Origin of the sequence: Jeongeupia wiesaeckerbachi, assembly GCF_050916355.1 — a bacterium.
Lineage (GTDB): Bacteria > Pseudomonadota > Gammaproteobacteria > Burkholderiales > Chitinibacteraceae > Jeongeupia > Jeongeupia wiesaeckerbachi.
Genome location: NZ_CP136946.1, coordinates 2,950,184 through 2,965,571 on the forward strand (window position 1 = coordinate 2,950,184; position 15,388 = coordinate 2,965,571).

Consider the following 15,388-nt stretch of genomic DNA (forward strand, 5'->3'; position numbering starts at 1 on the left):
TCCGCTGCATGTTGTAACCCCGGCGGCAATGCCCGCCGGTTTTCTGATTGGAGTTTTGCATGGCTTTCGTTCCCGTCATTACCATCGACGGTCCTTCCGCTTCGGGTAAAGGCACTGTAGCGCAGCGCGTCGCCGCGGCGCTCGGATTTCACTACCTCGATTCCGGCGCGCTGTACCGGCTGACCGCACTGGCGGCCGAGCGGCGAGGGCTGCTCTGGCGTGATGAGCTGGCCATCGCTCAGCTGGCGGGTGATCTGGACGTGGTGTTCGACGGCGCGGCGATTTTGCTGGAAGGCGGTAATGTGACCGAGGCGATTCGTAGCGAATCGGTCGGTATCGGTGCGTCGATCGTTGCGGCTTTGCCGGCGGTACGGACGGCGTTGCTGGCGCGGCAGCACGCGTTTGCCGAGATGCCCGGCCTGGTTGCCGATGGGCGGGACATGGGGTCAGTGGTATTTCCCGACGCCCGGTTGAAGGTATTTTTGACTGCATCGGCGCAGGCGCGTGCCGAGCGCCGCTACAAGCAATTGAGCGCCAGCGGTGAGCGGGCGAATCTGGCTGCAATCACCGCCGATCTTGAATCCCGGGATGCACGCGACCGCGCGCGTACGGTCGCGCCGTTGCAGCAATGGCCCGATGCATTGTTGCTAGACACCACGTGCATGGGTATCGACGAAGCGGTCGAACAGGTATTGCGCTGGTGGAAAGATGCGCTAAGCGCTTGAACTGAAAAAGAGAATTCAATAAAATGCCCCTTGTCCCGGTTGTGGCGTAGGTCTCAGCCGGGCAATGGTATTTTTTGATGCAAGGTATCGGCACCGCGCAAGGTGGTGTCGGTGAAGTTCAACGAACCCCCCGCTCTCTGCGTCAGTAGAGAGGTTTGGAATATTTTACTCAATGACTACAGAAACTGCTTTTGGCTCGATGGAGAGCTTTGCCGCCCTGTTTGAAGAAAGCCTTCAAAATCAGGAAATGCGCTCTGGTGAAGTCATCACCGCCGAAGTCGTTGGTATCGACCACAACTTCGTCACCGTCAATGCCGGCCTCAAGTCGGAGTCGCTGATTCCGGTTGAAGAATTCAAGAACGACGCAGGCGAGCTCGACGTCCAGATTGGTGACTTCGTCCCGGTCGCGATCGACAGCCTCGAGAACGGCTACGGTGAAACCAAGCTCTCGCGCGAAAAGGCCAAGCGCCTGGCTGCGTGGATCGAGCTGGAAGATACCCTCGAGAAGGGTCTCGTGATGACCGGCGTCATCTCGGGCAAGGTCAAGGGCGGTCTGACCGTCATGGTCAATGGCCTGCGCGCCTTCCTGCCGGGTTCGCTCGTCGACATCCGTCCGGTCAAGGACACCACCCCGTACGAAGGCAAGTCGATCGAGTTCAAGGTCATCAAGCTCGACCGCAAGCGCAACAACGTCGTTGTGTCGCGTCGCGCCGTGCTCGAAGAGTCGCTGGGTGAAGAGCGTCAAAAGCTCATGGAAACCCTGCGCGAAGGCGCGGTCATCAAGGGTATCGTCAAGAACATCACCGACTACGGCGCATTCGTCGACCTCGGCGGTATCGACGGCCTGCTGCACATCACCGACCTGGCTTGGCGTCGTGTCAAGCACCCGTCGGAAGTGCTGGCTGTTGGCGACGAAATCGAAGCCAAGGTCCTCAAGTTCGACCAAGAGAAGAACCGCGTCTCGCTGGGTCTCAAGCAGCTCGGCGAAGATCCGTGGGTTGGCCTGTCGCGCCGCTACCCGTCGGGCACCCGCCTGTTCGGCAAGGTCACCAACCTGACCGACTACGGTGCATTCGTTGAAATCGAACAAGGCATCGAAGGTCTGGTGCACGTGTCCGAAATGGATTGGACCAACAAGAACGTTCACCCGTCGAAGGTTGTTTCGCTGGGCGACGAAGTCGAAGTCATGATCCTCGACATCGACGAAGAAAAGCGTCGTATCTCGCTGGGCATGAAGCAGTGCATGGCCAACCCGTGGGACGAGTTCGGTCAGAACTTCAAGAAGGGCGACAAGCTGCAGGGCGCGATCAAGTCGATCACCGACTTCGGTGTGTTCGTTGGTCTGCCGGGCGGCATCGATGGCCTGGTTCACCTGTCGGATCTGTCGTGGCACGCCACTGGCGAAGAAGCCGTTCGCAACTTCAAGAAGGGCGACGAAGTCGAAGCCGTGGTCCTGTCGATCGATATCGACAAGGAACGCATCAGCCTCGGCATCAAGCAGCTCGAAGGCGATCCGTTCAACAACTACGTGTCGACCAGCGACAAGGGCACCATCGTTCGCGGCACCGTCAAGTCGCTTGACGCCAAGGGCGCTGTCATTGGTCTGACCGACGAAGTTGAAGGCTATCTGCGCGCTACCGAAGTGTCGCGTGACCGTGTTGAAGACATCCGCACCGTCCTGAAGGAAGGTGATGAAGTCGAAGCCATGATCATCAACGTTGATCGCAAGAACCGCTCGATCAACCTGTCGATCAAGTCCAAGGACATGGGCGATGAGAAGACTGCGATGAGCCAACTGTCGTCCGACGCATCGGCCGGCACGACCAACCTCGGCGCGCTGCTGAAGGCCAAGCTGTCCGGCTCGCAAGAGTAAGGAGGCTTGAGGCGGCATGACCAAGTCCGAACTCATCGCAAAGCTCGCCGAGCGCTATCCGCAGCTTGTTGCGAAGGATGCTGAGTTGGCCGTCAAGACCATTCTCGATGCCATGGCCAAGAGCCTTGCTCAAGGCCAGCGCATCGAGATCCGGGGCTTCGGCAGCTTTGACCTCAACTACCGACCGCCGCGCGTGGGGCGCAATCCGAAATCCGGCAGCAAAGTTGAGGTGCCGGAAAAGTTTGTTCCCCACTTCAAGGCCGGCAAGGAATTGCGTGAGCGCGTTGACGAGCTGATGTAATTTGTTTGCCTGCGGCATAAATGACGACACCTACGGGTGTCGTCATTTTTTTGCATGCGGCCGCCCGCGCTGACTCCGGTGTAATCGGCTACAATGCGAGGTCAATTCATTGTTACGGACATGTGGATGCGCTACCTGTTCTGGCTGATCAAGTTCCTGTTGTTTGTCGTGCTGTTCGGCTTTGCCATGCATAACGCCGAGCCGGTAACGCTCAATTTCTTCCTCGGTTATGTCTGGCAAGCGCCGTTGGCCTTGCTACTGCTGATTGCCTTTGTGCTGGGTACGGTATTCGGCATTCTGGCCGTGCTGGGGAAAGTGGTTCGCCTGCGTCGCGAGCTGGTTAGCCTGCGCAAGGAAGTGCGCACCCGCGCTGCGTCCGAAGTCGTCACCGTCGACGCTGCATTGCAGCCGCCGCGAGACGCTCTCTGAATTTTGGCCTGACAGGCTTTCTCCATGCTCGAATCCCAATACTGGTGGCTGATCGCTTTTCCGATTTTCTTCGGATTGGGCTGGTTGGCTGCGCGCGTCGATATCAAACACGTCCTTTCCGAGACCCGCTCGCTGCCAGCGGCGTATTTCAAGGGGTTGAACCATTTACTGAATGGCGAAACCAATCGCGCGGTCGAGGTGTATGTCGATATCGCCAAGCACCATGCGGAAACCATCGAGTTGCAATTCTCGCTCGGGCATCTGTTTCGCCGCCGCGGCGAGCTTGAGCGCGCCATCAATATGCACCAGAAGCTGCTCGAACGCCGGGAGCTGACCGAGGCGCAGCGACAGTCTGCGCAATTCGAGCTGGCGCAGGATTTCATGAAGGCCGGCCTGTTCGATCGCGCCGAGGCACTGCTGAACGAGCTGCAGCACAGTGACTATGCCCGTCAGGCCCGCACCGAGTTGCTGGGAATGTATGAGCTGGAAAAGGCCTGGAAGAAGGCCATTGAAACCGCGCAGCAATTGCGTGACGACAGCCACAGCTATCAGCATGAAATTGCCCAGTTCTATTGCGAGCTGGCCGAGCAGTCGCTGACGCGCTCGAAAAAGGACGAGGCCCGCGCCTATCTGGCGCAGGCACTGGAAACTCACCGCCAATGCAGCCGAGCCCGCTTGTTGCGTGGCGAAATGGCTTTTGCCGAGCAGAATTACGCCGCGGCGATCGATGAGTGGCTGGCGCTCGAGTCGCAGGAGCCGCACGCGCTAGCCCTGGCGATGCGTCAGCTGATGGCCGCCTACGATGCATCGGCGCGTGGCGATGAAGGAACGACGCTGCTGCTGCGGCTGCTGAAGCACTATCCCGAACTGGACGTGATGGATCTCGCCTATGAGCGGCTGATGTCGCTGCATGGCGTGGACGCTGCGTATGAGTTCGTCCGCGAGCGGATGCGTGAACACCCGACGATGCCGGGTCTGCGCAAGGTGCTCGAGGCGCATTTGCTGGTTGCGCCGGACGATCAGAAAGCCGAGCTCGAAGTCATCGTTCGCCTGCTGAACGATGTGACCCGGGACCAGTCGATGTATTACTGCCGCCACTGCGGCTTCAAGACCAAACAGTATTTCTGGCATTGCCCGGCCTGCAACGAGTGGGAAACCTATCCACCGGTGCGCGGTCGCAAGAAAGCCAGTGCCTGATTCTCCGGATTTGAACCATGAACGACCCGAAAGTTATCGTCGCGCTTGATTTTGCCGACGCAGCCGCAGCCCTGGCATTTGCCGATCGCGTTTCGCCGCGCCAGTGCAGGCTGAAAGTGGGCAAGGAACTCTTTACCACCGCCGGACCGCAACTGGTCGAGGCCTTGGTCGCAAAGGGTTTCGACGTTTTCCTTGATCTGAAATTCCACGACATTCCGCATACCGTTGCCCAGGCCTGCAAGGCTGCAGCGAAGCTGGGTGTGTGGATGGTCAATGTGCACGCTTCGGGTGGGCGCAAGATGATGGAGACGACGCGCGAAGCGCTCGAGGCGCTGCCGCAACGTCCGCTGCTGATCGCCGTGACCGTGCTGACCAGCATGGACGAAGTCCAATTGGCCGAATTGGGTCTGCCCGAGCCTGCGACGCAGGTCGAGCGTCTTGCCCGATTGACGCGGGATTGCGGCCTCGATGGCGTGGTCTGCTCGGCGCAGGAAGCGAGCTTGCTGCGTAGCGCATGCGGCCCCGCATTCAAGCTGGTGACGCCGGGCATCCGCCCGGTCGATGCAAGCGCAGACGATCAACATCGCATCATGACGCCGGATGCGGCCTTGCGCGCCGGCAGTGATTATCTGGTGATCGGTCGCCCGATCACACAAAGCGCCGACCCCGTTGCGACGCTGGACCGAATCAATCAATCGTTGGAACTGCTATGAAAATTACCGTAGTCGGAACGGGTTATGTCGGTCTGGTGACCGGGGCTTGCCTCGCAGAGGTGGGCAACGACGTGCTGTGCCTGGATCTGGACAAGGCCAAGATCGACAAGCTGCATCAAGGCATTTTGCCGATCTACGAGCCGGGCCTCGACGAAGTGGTCGCCCGCAATGTGGCAGCAGGACGGCTGCACTTCACGACCGACATCGACCGCTCGGTTGCGCATGGCACCGTACAGTTCATCGCCGTCGGCACGCCGCCGGACGAGGACGGCTCCGCCGACCTGCAGTATGTCGTTGCCGCCGCGCGCAACATCGGCCAACGAATGACCGACTATAAAGTCGTGGTCGACAAATCGACCGTGCCGGTCGGCACCGCCGAGAAGGTCAAGGCGGCGATTGCCGACGAGGTGGCCAAGCGCGGTCTGTCGCTCGACTTCAGCGTGGTATCGAACCCGGAGTTCCTGAAAGAAGGTGCCGCCGTCGAGGATTTCATGCGTCCCGACCGTATCGTCATCGGCGCCGAGGACGATCAGGCCATTCACACCATGCGTGCGCTGTACCATCCGTTCCAGCGCAACCACGATCGCACCTTGGTGATGGACATCCGCTCGGCCGAACTGACCAAGTACGCGGCCAACGCCATGCTGGCGACGCGGATTTCCTTCATGAACGAGCTGGCCAATCTGGCCGAAGTGCTTGGCGCCGATATCGAACTGGTACGCCGCGGCATCGGCTCCGACCCGCGCATCGGCTACAGTTTTCTGTACTCGGGCTGCGGCTACGGTGGTTCGTGCTTCCCCAAGGACGTCAAGGCACTGCAGAAAACCGGCGAGGAAAATGGCGTGCCGCTACGCGTGCTCGCCGCCGTTGAAGAAGCCAATGAAGCGCAAAAACAGCGCCTGATCGATAAGGTTGTCGCGCGCTTCGGTGACGACCTCAGCGGCCGACGTTTTGCGGTGTGGGGTCTGGCGTTCAAGCCGGGGACCGACGATATGCGCGAAGCACCGAGCCTGACGTTGATCGATGGCTTGCTGGCCCGCGGCGCAACGGTATGCGGTTTCGACCCGGTTGCCAATCATGAGGCACACCGGGTGATCGGCGACCGTATCGATTACGCCGAGAACCCGATGGATGCGCTCGGCGGTGCCGACGCGCTGTTGATCGTGACCGAGTGGAAGCAGTTCCGCGCGCCGGATTTCGATGCGATCAAGCTGGCACTGAAAACCCCGCTGATCATTGACGGCCGCAATCTGTACGAGCCGGCCGCGGTGCGCGCGCAGGGGCTCGAGTACGACGCGATCGGGCGCAAATGATGTTGCCGACTGGTCAATCCGTTGCCGCCTTGAAAGCGGCGATCGCCGGTGCGCGGGTCATGGTGGTCGGCGATGTGATGCTCGACCGTTACTGGTTCGGCGACGTCGAGCGCATCTCGCCCGAGGCGCCGGTTCCCGTGGCGCGGATCCGCAAGACCGACGAGCGTGCGGGTGGCGCTGCCAATGTTGCACGCAATATCGCGTCGCTCGGCGGCCAGGCGACCTTGCTGGCCGTCGTCGGTGATGACGAGGCGGGACGTAGTCTGGAAAAGCTGTTGCAGGATGACGGCGTCAAGACATCGCTCTACCGTGATCCGGAAATTGCCACGACGGTGAAGCTGCGGGTACTGGCGAGGCAGCAGCAGTTGCTGCGGATCGATTTCGAAGAAAAGCCAAGTCACGAAATACTGGCGGCCAAGCTTGACGACTTCCGGCGCATGCTAGCAGACACCGACGTCGTGATTCTGTCGGACTATGGCAAGGGCGGTTTGCGCCACGTTTACGAGATGATTGCCGCAGCGCGGGCGGCGGGCAAACCGGTGCTGGTTGACCCGAAGGGTGATGATTACTCGCGCTATCGCGGCGCCACGTTGTTGACGCCGAACCGCAGCGAGTTCCGTCAAGTGGCCGGGGACTGGCGCGATGAAGCCGATCTGACCGCTAAGGCGCAGGATCTGCGCAAGCAGCTCGATCTCGAGGCGTTGCTGGTGACCCGCAGCGAAGAGGGCATGACGCTGTTCCGCAGCAATGGCGTCGTGCATCAGCCGACTTTGGCGCGGGAAGTGTTCGATGTGTCCGGTGCTGGCGATACGGTGATTGCAACGCTGGGTTTGATGCTGGCGGCCGGCTTGCAGCTGCCCGAAGCAATGAGCTGGTCCAACCACGCGGCCGGCATTGTCGTGGCCAAGCTTGGGACGGCGACCGTTTTGCAGGATGAGGTTTTTGCTGAGTCGGTTTAATAGACCGAGCGACCAAAAAAAAAGCGGCCTGAGGCCGCTTTTTTTATCCCGTTGTGCCGTTGCCTGAAAGCTCGGCCTCAACGCGGTTCTTGCCCAGCAGTTTGGCGCGGTACATAGCGTGATCGGCGCGCTCGATCGCGTGTGCGCGGTGCTCGTTCGGGGCGACAATCGTCACGCCAGCGCTGAAGGTGATCAGTAGCTTGTCGTTGTTGTGCATGAAGAATCGCCGCGTCAGCTCTCGCTGCAGCCGTTGCAGTATCTGGATCGCGTCGTCGAGCTCGGTATCCGGGAGCAGCAGAACGAACTCTTCACCGCCGTAGCGCGCCACCACATCGGTGGGGCGCAACAGATCACGAATGACCTGCACCAGATGCACCAGTGCGCTGTCGCCGGCGGCGTGACCCATCTGGTCATTCAGTTTCTTGAAGTTGTCGATATCGAGCAGCGCCAGCGCCATCGTGGCGTGCTGACGTGCCATGCGCGAGAGTTCGACCTCGTAGGCGTCTTCCAGCCCGCGGCGATTCAAGGCGCCGGTCAGCTGGTCCTCGCGGACTTTTTCGCTGACTTCGCGCAATTCGCGCTCCAGCTGCATCACCCGTTGCTGTGCAAAATCGGCTTCTTGCCGGGCGGTGACCAGTTCATCGCGCGAGCGCAACACGTCCAGTTGCAGCGTGCGCGTGTCGTGCATGATGTCGTCGAGCACGAATTTGAGGCTGGCAGGGTTGTTGGCCGTCTGGATTTTTTCGGCGTACTGGCGTATCCGCTCCTGATATTGCTCGGTGCTGGCCGACAGTGAGCCAAGCCGGTCGAGGAAGGTGGTCGCCATGCTTTTCAGCGTACTCTGCGCATCGTGCAGATTGTGCTTGAGCAGGCTTTGCTTGTAGATCACTTCCTTGAGGCCGGCCTCGGCGTCGTAGATCAGTCGCATATTGAGCGGGCGAGCCATGATTTCCTGCACCACCGCTACCTGGCCCTGCAGCCAGCTGTCGTCGACCAGCAGCTCGCTCATATTGTCGGTGAGCAGTCGCAGCAGGCTGAGCAGCCCGTCGGCCAGTCGCCGGTCCTGCTGGCCCTGCAGCTCGATTCTGAGCCAGAGTTTCTTCAGTCGGGGCAGCCATTTTTGCAGATCGTGCTCGCTGCTCAGCGCGCGGGCCTCGTTGCTGATGTGGCGAACCTCATCGGCCAGTTCCGGGTCGTGGGCGAGCAGTGGCGGAAGGACGCCGAGCTCGAGCGCCTGCGTTACCGCTTCACGCCAATCCCGCCAAGCGCCGTCGCCGGACTCGATCACCGTGTCGCTCAGCAGGCTGTCTTCACCGATGGGGGCCAGGCTGATCGAGTCGGCCGATTCGCCACTGGTCTCGTTCCATGCTTGCAGCAGCGCGGCCAGCTTTTCGTTGAGCTGGTCGGGTTCGTTGCTGAAGTGGATCAGCACCCGCTCGAGCGTTTCCTGCTTGCGGGTCGGCGTGTACAGCGGATTGCGCATGTCCCAAAGCCGAACAAGCTCGCGAACCAGGTCGGCCCACGGTAGCGCCAGATTGGCCTGGCCGCCCTGCAATTCGATCGCGCGTATGACTTGCGGCGGAATGTCCTGCCATTCACCAAGGCGCGCCGATTGGCGCATCTGCTTGATCAAGCGCAGGAACTCCTGGCCCTGGCGTGGTAGTGCGTGCAAGGCCCGGTCGATCTCCCGCATCAGCGGCGGAACGCGCTCGTCTTCCGGGGTTTCAGCGATGCCGTCGTAGATTTCTGCGTAGTGGTCCGGCGTCGGCGGAATCCGGCGCAGCATCAGCTGCCTGAGTGTTTCTCTGGCAATGTCGGTCGGATTCGTCGGGGCGGGCATAGTGGTCCGTTTCGTGCGCAGAGTGCGCTCTGGATTATACGGGCGAGCGGGCATTCAGACGGCAAAAAACCGGAAGCGGTGCTTCCGGTTTTCCGGTGTTGCGAAAGGCGGTGATGCGGATCAGTTGATCAGTGCGCGTGCTTCGGCAACCTGATCCTTGTAGGCGTCGAAGATGCCCTTGAGCGCATCGGCCATGCCGACCGTCGGTGACCAGTCGAGATCGTGTCTGGTGTTGTCAATCTTGGGGACGCGGTTTTGCACGTCCTGGTAGCCCTTGCCGTAGTACTCGCCCGACGTGGTCTCGACGACCTGCACCTTGGCGACGCCTTCGGCGTATTCCGGATACTGCCTGGCGAGGTCGATCATCATCGTCGCCAGCTCGCGCACCGAGTAGTTGTTGACCGGGTTGCCGATGTTGTAGATCTGCCCCGAGGCCTTGCCGTCCTTGTTGTCGATGATCTTCATCAGCGCGCTGATGCCGTCATCGATATAGGTGAACGCACGCTTCTGATTGCCGCCATCGACCAGCTTGATCGTCTCGCCACGAACGATGTGGCCCAGGAACTGCGTGATGACGCGGCTCGAGCCTTCTTTCGGCGTGTGGATGCTGTCGAGACCGGCACCGATCCAGTTGAACGGGCGGAACAGCGTGTAGTCGAGGCCTTCCTGCTGGCCGTAGGCGGCGATGACGCGGTCCATCAGCTGCTTCGAGCAGGCGTAAATCCAGCGCGGCTTATTGATCGGGCCGTAGACCAGTTCGGAGTTCTCCGGGTCGAACTCCTCGTCCTTGCACATGCCGTAGACTTCGGACGTCGACGGGAACACCACACGCTTCTTGTATTTCACGCACCATTTGATGATTGGCAGGTTGGCTTCGAAGTCGAGTTCGAAGACGCGCAGCGGCGCCTGCACGTACGTGGCTGGCGTGGCGATGGCAACCAGCGGCAGGACGACGTCGCACTTCTTGACGTGATACTCGATCCATTCCTGATTGATGGTGATGTCGCCCTCGAAGAAGTTGAAGCGCGGATGATCGAGGAATTCGCCGACCTTGCCGACGTGCATGTCCATGCCGAACACTTCCCAGTCGGTCGTCTCGAGAATGCGCTTGGTCAGGTGGTGGCCGATGAAACCGTTGACGCCGAGGATGAGGACTTTTTTCATGTTCTTTGCCTATGGAGGGATGTGGGCGAATCAGAGGTCGAATACAAGCGGAGCGTTGAGTACTGCTGGCGCTAGCGGTGCGTCGTTCAGTTCGGCGTCGAGGATGCGCAACAGGCTGCCGTCGGCCATGCGCAGCCAGAGTCGCCCGGATGCCGCCCAGAGTGTGGCCGATCGGGTGCTCGGGATGGCGGGGGCGTCGGTGACGCAGCGCGTGCGCCACAGCGTCAGCCGGCCTAGCGGCGTGTCGCTGAATGCGCCGGGATAGGGATGTGTTACCGCACGGACCAGGTTGTGTAGCTGCGTCGCCGATTGCGTCCAGTCGATGCGACCGTCCTCCATCTTGCGACCGCCGAAATAAGCACCAAGGCGCAGGTCCTGCGAGGTGAGCGTTGCCGTGCCGGCGATCAACTGCGGTAGCGCGCGATTCAGGCACAGCTCGCCGGCGACCGTGACTTTGGCAAAAACGTCACGGGCGGTGTCGTCCGGCAGGATGGGTACGGCGACCTGATCGACGATCGCGCCGTTGTCCGGCTTGATGTTCATCACGTGCAAGCTGACGCCGGTTTCCGTTTCGCCGTGAATGATCGCCCAGTTCACCGGTACGCGACCGCGGTACTTCGGCAGCAGCGAGCCGTGCAGATTGAAGGCGCCACGACTCGGTGCGGCGAGAATCGGCGCCTTCAGCATGTGGCGGTAATAGAACGAGAACACGAAATCCGGCGCCAGCGCGGCAATGCGCGCTTCGACCTCGCCAACGTTCGGATCGGCCGGCGCAATGCAGGGAATGTCGTAGTCGCGGCATAGCTGCGCGACCGAGCCGAACCAGATGTTCTCGTCCGGGTTGTCTTCGTGGGTGACGACCAGTTCGAGCCGGACGCCGTGGGCCAGCAGGACCTTGAGGCTGCGGACACCGACGTCGTGATAGGCGAATACAACGGCGCGCGTCATTCGCCGGCCCGCTTTTCGAGGATGCCGGCAATCAGGTAGCGCGGCCGCTGGCGAACTTCGTGGTAAATGCGGCCGATGTACTCGCCCAAGAGACCGATGCCGAACAGCGCGATGCCGATCAGCAGAAAGGCAATCGCGAACAGCGTGAACAGTCCGCCTTCCTCGGGGCCGACCACGATGCGGCGGCCAACGAGGTAAAGCACCAGAAAGCCCGACAGCGTCGAGATCACCATGCCGAGCATCGAGAACATCTGCAAGGGGACGATCGAGAAGCCGGTCATCAGGTCGAAGTTGAGTCGGATCAGGCTGTAGAGCGAATACTTCGATTCGCCGGCAAAGCGCTCTTCATGGCCGACGACGACTTCGGTCGGGTGCTGCGCGAACGAGAACGCCAGCGCCGGAATAAAAGTGTGCATCTCGTTGCACATATTGATCGTGTCGATGATCCGGCGGCTGTAGGCGCGCAGCATGCAGCCCTGGTCGGTCATCTTGATTTTGGTGAGTTTCTCGCGCAGCCGGTTCATTGCCCGGCTGGCAACGTGGCGCCAGACCGAGTCGTTGCGCTGGCGACGGATCGAGCCGACGTAATCATGGCCCTTGTCCATTTCATCAAGCAGCGTCTTGATGTCTTCGGGCGGATTTTGCAGGTCGGCGTCGAGCGTAACGATCTGCTGGCCGCGAGCGTGTTCGAAGCCGGCCAGAATTGCGCGATGCTGGCCGAAATTGCCGTTGAACAGAATGACCCGGGTCACGTCCGGGCGCTTGTGGAATTGCTCGGCCAGCAGGGCCGGCGACCGGTCACGGCTGCCGTCGTTGATGAACAGGATTTCGTACGACTTGCCGAGTGCGTCGAGCGCCGGGTAAAGGCGGTCGAACAGCGCGGCAAGGCCGTCTTCCTCGTTGTACACCGGGATGACCACGGAAACGGTGGGTTCGGTCATGGCGGCAAGTTCGGTGGTGTGGGCGTGCATCATGGAAACCGATGATGCGTCCGAAGACTTAAGCGGCGATGAAGTCATCGCCGTCAGTCGCTCAAGGCTGCGGTCAGCACGGTGCGAAGCGCATCGCAAACGCGGTCGACGTCCGATTCGATCATCGCCGGGAACAGCGGCAGGCTGATCGTGCTGGCACCCACTCGCTCGGTGTGCGGGTACATGCCTTCGGTGTAGCCGAGGCCACGGTAATAGCTGAACAGGTGCAGCGCCGGGTAATGGACGCCGACGCCGACGCCCAGGTCCTTCATTCGGGCGATGAATTCGCCGCGATTGATGTTTATCCGTTCAAGCGGCAGCAGCACCTGGAACATGTGCCAGTTGCTCTGTGCCGATTCGACGGGCAGCGCGAGGCCGAGCGAGCGGTCGATCTTGGCGAAGTAGCGATCGGCCAGTTCGCGGCGGCGTTTGTTGAAGGCGTCGAGTCGTTTCAACTGGCCGAGGCCGACCGCAGCCGCGACGTCGGTGAGGTTGTATTTGCCGCCGGGCAGGTCGACATCCATCGTGCCATCGGGGAGCCGGGTGACGCCCTGCAGGCGCCATTTTTCGAACAGCCGCGCTTCTTCTGGTGTGTTCATCACCAGTGCGCCGCCCTCGATCGTCGTCATGTTCTTGTTCGGATGGAAGGAGACCGAACACAGATCGCCGAAGCTGCCGATGCGCTTGCCGTCCCAGGTCGCGCCCTGCGATTGGGCCGCGTCCTCGATCACGCGCAGCTTGTACTTGTCAGCAAGGGCGTAGAGGCGGTCGCGATCGACCGGCAGGCCGGCCAGATCGACCGGCAGAATCGCACGCGTGCGCGGCGTGATCGCGGCTTCGATCAGATTGAGATCGATATTGCGCGTGACCGGGTCGATGTCGACAAACACCGGCTTGCCGCCGGCGTTGATGATGACGTTGCTGGTGGCGACCCAGGTCATTGCCGTGGTGATGATCTCGTCTCCTGGCTGCAGGCCGATCAGTCGCAGCGCGATCTCCATGGCACCGGTTGCCGAGGTAACGACGCGAACCGGTCGACCACCGAAGTAGTCGGACAGCGCGGCTTCAAGCGCAGCCACCTTGGGGCCGCTGGTGATCCAGCCGGAGCGCAGCACCTGGGCGACATCGGCGATGGTGTCTTCGTCGATGCTCGGGCGTGTGAAGGGTAGGAATTCCATGGCTTGTCCTAGTTCGACGCTTGGGTCGATGCAGAAGCGGGGCGCGTAATCACGATGCGGCGCGGGTCGCTGGCGATGATCTGCATGGCCAGCCCCTGTTGCTGCAATTCACGGAAGCGGTCCGGATTGGTGATGGCAACCGGTGCTGGGTCGTTATGCCAGTGCCGCAGGAAGTCTTCGTCGTTCATTTTCTTGTCCGGCTCCTGCTGCTGGCCGAGGGTGAATTCGTCTTCGTATTCAACCAGTTGTACCGGGCGCTTCAGGTAGAACGGTACCGTCTGATCATAGTAACGGTACATGTAGACGGTGCTTCCGGGCTTGAGCTGCGGTTTGATCGCCTCGATCAGGTGATAGCTCGAGTTGGTCTCGGCGAATTCGTTGTGACCGAGCATCGGAATCTGCGCGCCTATCAATCCGGTAGCGGCGAGTGCGATCAGCGTCAGGTCGAAGCGGCGGCGCAGCGCGCTCCATAGCGCCAGCGCGGCGAGCACGGTAATGGCGATGCCGCCGACGAGGACCCAGTGCGAAAACGCGGCGTTGTAGATCTGCGGCGTTTTGTCGCTGCCCTTAGCAGCGATGAAGGGCGCTGCCACCATCAGCACTACGCCGAGTGCCAGCATCGTGCCGCTGAGCCACAGCCAGCTGCGGCGCCGCAGATCGGTGAGTACGAAGCCGGCCAGCAGTGCCAGCGCCGGAAACATAGGCAGGATGTAAGACGGCAGTTTGGAGTGCGATTTGGAGAAGAATGCGAAAATCAGCACGGCCCAGACAAACAGAAAGCGTTGTGTCTGAAAGCGCTGGGCGTTGTTGCTGGCCCAGCCGGTGCGGAATATCTGCGGCAGCAGGGCGGCCCACGGCAGCATGCCGGCGATCAGGACCGGAACGAAGTAGTACCAGGCGCCGTCACGGCGTGCCTGATCGGTGGCAAAACGCTGAAAATGCTCGTGGATGAAGAAGAAGTGGGCGAACTCGGGGTTGGCGCGCGACACCATCACGAACCAAGGTGCCGAAATCAGCAGCAGCAAGGCGATGCCCTTGACGAAGTGCATCCGCGTCCACGGTTTCCAGTCTCGGGTCCACAGCGAATAGATCAGCAGCGTGCCGCCCGGAAAGACCAGGCCGATCAGCCCCTTGGACATGATCGCCAGCGCAATCGCCCCCCAAGCGACAAGCATTGCGTTGCGATTCTCGTGTGGTGTGGTGTCGTCCTGTTGCGCCCAGACGAAGGCAAACAGGGCGATCGCCAGAAAGCTCGATACGCCCATGTCGAGCGTCAGGAAGTGACCGTTTCCGATCCACCACAGGCTGCTGGCCAGAATGGTTGCGGCGCCAATCGCCCGCGTCTCGGCGTCCGGTTTGCGGCGAAACAGGCGCTTGGCCGTGAAGTACAGCGCGATCACGGCGATGAAGCCGGTCAGCCCCGGCCAAAGGCGCGCGGCGAATTCGGTTTCGCCGAAGAGTTTGAAATTCGTCGCGGTGGCCCAGTATTGCAGGATGGGCTTTTCGAAATACTTGATGCCGTTGAGTCGCGGCGTCAGCCAGTCGCCGCTCGCCAGCATTTCCCGGCCGATCTCGGCGTAGCGGCCCTCGTCGGGCGAGATCAGCTTGCGGTAGCCCAGCGTGCTGAACCACAGCACGGCAAATGAAACGAGGAGCAGCCATTTGGGCCAGCGCTTGTTGGCGAAATCGGTCATGCAAGAGTCCGGTAAAAGGCGTTTTGATTTGTCTTCAGGCTGTCATCTTTCTGTCAAAAGATGCGGCGCCGACACGATAAATG

General features: G+C 61.0%; 14 protein-coding genes. 8 read left to right on the top strand and 6 right to left on the bottom strand.

What is annotated here, in order from left to right; genetic code table 11:
* Positions 1-59 precede the first annotated feature (59 nt).
* From cmk to rfaE1, 8 genes are all read left to right on the top strand, one after another.
* Entirely contained in the window at positions 60-725 is a 666-nt protein-coding gene (gene cmk / locus R0382_RS14415) for a (d)CMP kinase (protein ID WP_432720445.1), read from the top strand.
* Between the two features lie 199 nt (positions 726-924).
* Positions 925-2,598: a 30S ribosomal protein S1 gene (rpsA, locus tag R0382_RS14420; RefSeq protein WP_432724175.1), complete on the top strand. Its 1,674-nt coding sequence runs from the start codon at positions 925-927 to the stop codon at positions 2,596-2,598.
* A 16-nt stretch (positions 2,599-2,614) separates the two neighbouring features.
* Complete coding sequence (locus R0382_RS14425) at positions 2,615-2,899, top strand: integration host factor subunit beta (protein WP_070525962.1); 285 nt, start codon at positions 2,615-2,617, stop codon at positions 2,897-2,899.
* A gap of 126 nt (positions 2,900-3,025) precedes the next feature.
* On the top strand, positions 3,026-3,328 hold the full coding sequence (locus R0382_RS14430) for a LapA family protein (protein WP_432720447.1): 303 nt from the start codon (positions 3,026-3,028) through the stop codon (positions 3,326-3,328).
* A gap of 24 nt (positions 3,329-3,352) precedes the next feature.
* Positions 3,353-4,525 (top strand): lipopolysaccharide assembly protein LapB, encoded by a 1,173-nt coding sequence (gene lapB / locus R0382_RS14435; RefSeq protein WP_432720449.1) that lies wholly within the window; start codon positions 3,353-3,355, stop codon positions 4,523-4,525.
* A 17-nt stretch (positions 4,526-4,542) separates the two neighbouring features.
* The gene (gene pyrF, locus R0382_RS14440) at positions 4,543-5,238 is read left to right on the top strand and encodes an orotidine-5'-phosphate decarboxylase (protein WP_432720451.1); all 696 of its coding nucleotides are present in this window, start codon (positions 4,543-4,545) and stop codon (positions 5,236-5,238) included.
* On the top strand, positions 5,235-6,551 hold the full coding sequence (locus R0382_RS14445) for a UDP-glucose dehydrogenase family protein (RefSeq protein ID WP_432720453.1): 1,317 nt from the start codon (positions 5,235-5,237) through the stop codon (positions 6,549-6,551). The genes pyrF and R0382_RS14445 overlap by 4 nt, the downstream gene beginning before the upstream one ends.
* Positions 6,548-7,510, top strand: coding sequence for a D-glycero-beta-D-manno-heptose-7-phosphate kinase (rfaE1, locus tag R0382_RS14450; RefSeq protein WP_432720455.1), 963 nt, complete (start codon positions 6,548-6,550; stop codon positions 7,508-7,510). The genes R0382_RS14445 and rfaE1 overlap by 4 nt, the downstream gene beginning before the upstream one ends.
* Before the next feature lie 43 nt (positions 7,511-7,553).
* On the opposite strand, the gene R0382_RS14455 is transcribed toward rfaE1, so the two are convergent.
* The 6 genes from R0382_RS14455 to R0382_RS14480 form a co-directional block, all read right to left on the bottom strand.
* A complete protein-coding gene (locus R0382_RS14455; protein WP_432720457.1) occupies positions 7,554-9,350 on the bottom strand; it encodes a GGDEF domain-containing protein in 1,797 nt (598 codons plus the stop codon).
* 120 nt (positions 9,351-9,470) lie between these two features.
* Entirely contained in the window at positions 9,471-10,514 is a 1,044-nt protein-coding gene (locus tag R0382_RS14460; RefSeq protein ID WP_432720459.1) for a bifunctional UDP-4-keto-pentose/UDP-xylose synthase, read from the bottom strand.
* 30 nt (positions 10,515-10,544) lie between these two features.
* Positions 10,545-11,462, bottom strand: coding sequence for a formyltransferase (locus tag R0382_RS14465; RefSeq protein ID WP_432720461.1), 918 nt, complete (start codon positions 11,460-11,462; stop codon positions 10,545-10,547).
* Positions 11,459-12,403 (bottom strand): glycosyltransferase, encoded by a 945-nt coding sequence (locus R0382_RS14470; RefSeq protein ID WP_432720463.1) that lies wholly within the window; start codon positions 12,401-12,403, stop codon positions 11,459-11,461. The genes R0382_RS14465 and R0382_RS14470 overlap by 4 nt, the downstream gene beginning before the upstream one ends.
* A gap of 83 nt (positions 12,404-12,486) precedes the next feature.
* Entirely contained in the window at positions 12,487-13,611 is a 1,125-nt protein-coding gene (locus R0382_RS14475) for a DegT/DnrJ/EryC1/StrS family aminotransferase (RefSeq protein WP_432720465.1), read from the bottom strand.
* 8 nt (positions 13,612-13,619) lie between these two features.
* The gene (locus R0382_RS14480) at positions 13,620-15,305 is read right to left on the bottom strand and encodes a phospholipid carrier-dependent glycosyltransferase (RefSeq protein WP_432720467.1); all 1,686 of its coding nucleotides are present in this window, start codon (positions 15,303-15,305) and stop codon (positions 13,620-13,622) included.
* Between the last annotated feature and the right edge of the window lie 83 nt (positions 15,306-15,388).

Excerpts from the sequence above, each read along its gene's own strand:
- cmk (WP_432720445.1), top strand. The coding sequence starts at position 60 with ATGGCTTTCGTTCCCGTCATTACCATCGACGGTCCTTCCGCTTCGGGT.
- rpsA (WP_432724175.1), top strand. The coding sequence starts at position 925 with ATGGAGAGCTTTGCCGCCCTGTTTGAAGAAAGCCTTCAAAATCAGGAA.
- R0382_RS14425 (WP_070525962.1), top strand. The coding sequence starts at position 2,615 with ATGACCAAGTCCGAACTCATCGCAAAGCTCGCCGAGCGCTATCCGCAG.
- R0382_RS14430 (WP_432720447.1), top strand. The coding sequence starts at position 3,026 with ATGCGCTACCTGTTCTGGCTGATCAAGTTCCTGTTGTTTGTCGTGCTG.
- lapB (WP_432720449.1), top strand. The coding sequence starts at position 3,353 with ATGCTCGAATCCCAATACTGGTGGCTGATCGCTTTTCCGATTTTCTTC.
- pyrF (WP_432720451.1), top strand. The coding sequence starts at position 4,543 with ATGAACGACCCGAAAGTTATCGTCGCGCTTGATTTTGCCGACGCAGCC.
- R0382_RS14445 (WP_432720453.1), top strand. The coding sequence starts at position 5,235 with ATGAAAATTACCGTAGTCGGAACGGGTTATGTCGGTCTGGTGACCGGG.
- rfaE1 (WP_432720455.1), top strand. The coding sequence starts at position 6,548 with ATGATGTTGCCGACTGGTCAATCCGTTGCCGCCTTGAAAGCGGCGATC.
- R0382_RS14455 (WP_432720457.1), bottom strand. The coding sequence starts at position 9,350 with ATGCCCGCCCCGACGAATCCGACCGACATTGCCAGAGAAACACTCAGG.
- R0382_RS14460 (WP_432720459.1), bottom strand. The coding sequence starts at position 10,514 with ATGAAAAAAGTCCTCATCCTCGGCGTCAACGGTTTCATCGGCCACCAC.
- R0382_RS14465 (WP_432720461.1), bottom strand. The coding sequence starts at position 11,462 with ATGACGCGCGCCGTTGTATTCGCCTATCACGACGTCGGTGTCCGCAGC.
- R0382_RS14470 (WP_432720463.1), bottom strand. The coding sequence starts at position 12,403 with ATGACCGAACCCACCGTTTCCGTGGTCATCCCGGTGTACAACGAGGAA.
- R0382_RS14475 (WP_432720465.1), bottom strand. The coding sequence starts at position 13,611 with ATGGAATTCCTACCCTTCACACGCCCGAGCATCGACGAAGACACCATC.
- R0382_RS14480 (WP_432720467.1), bottom strand. The coding sequence starts at position 15,305 with ATGACCGATTTCGCCAACAAGCGCTGGCCCAAATGGCTGCTCCTCGTT.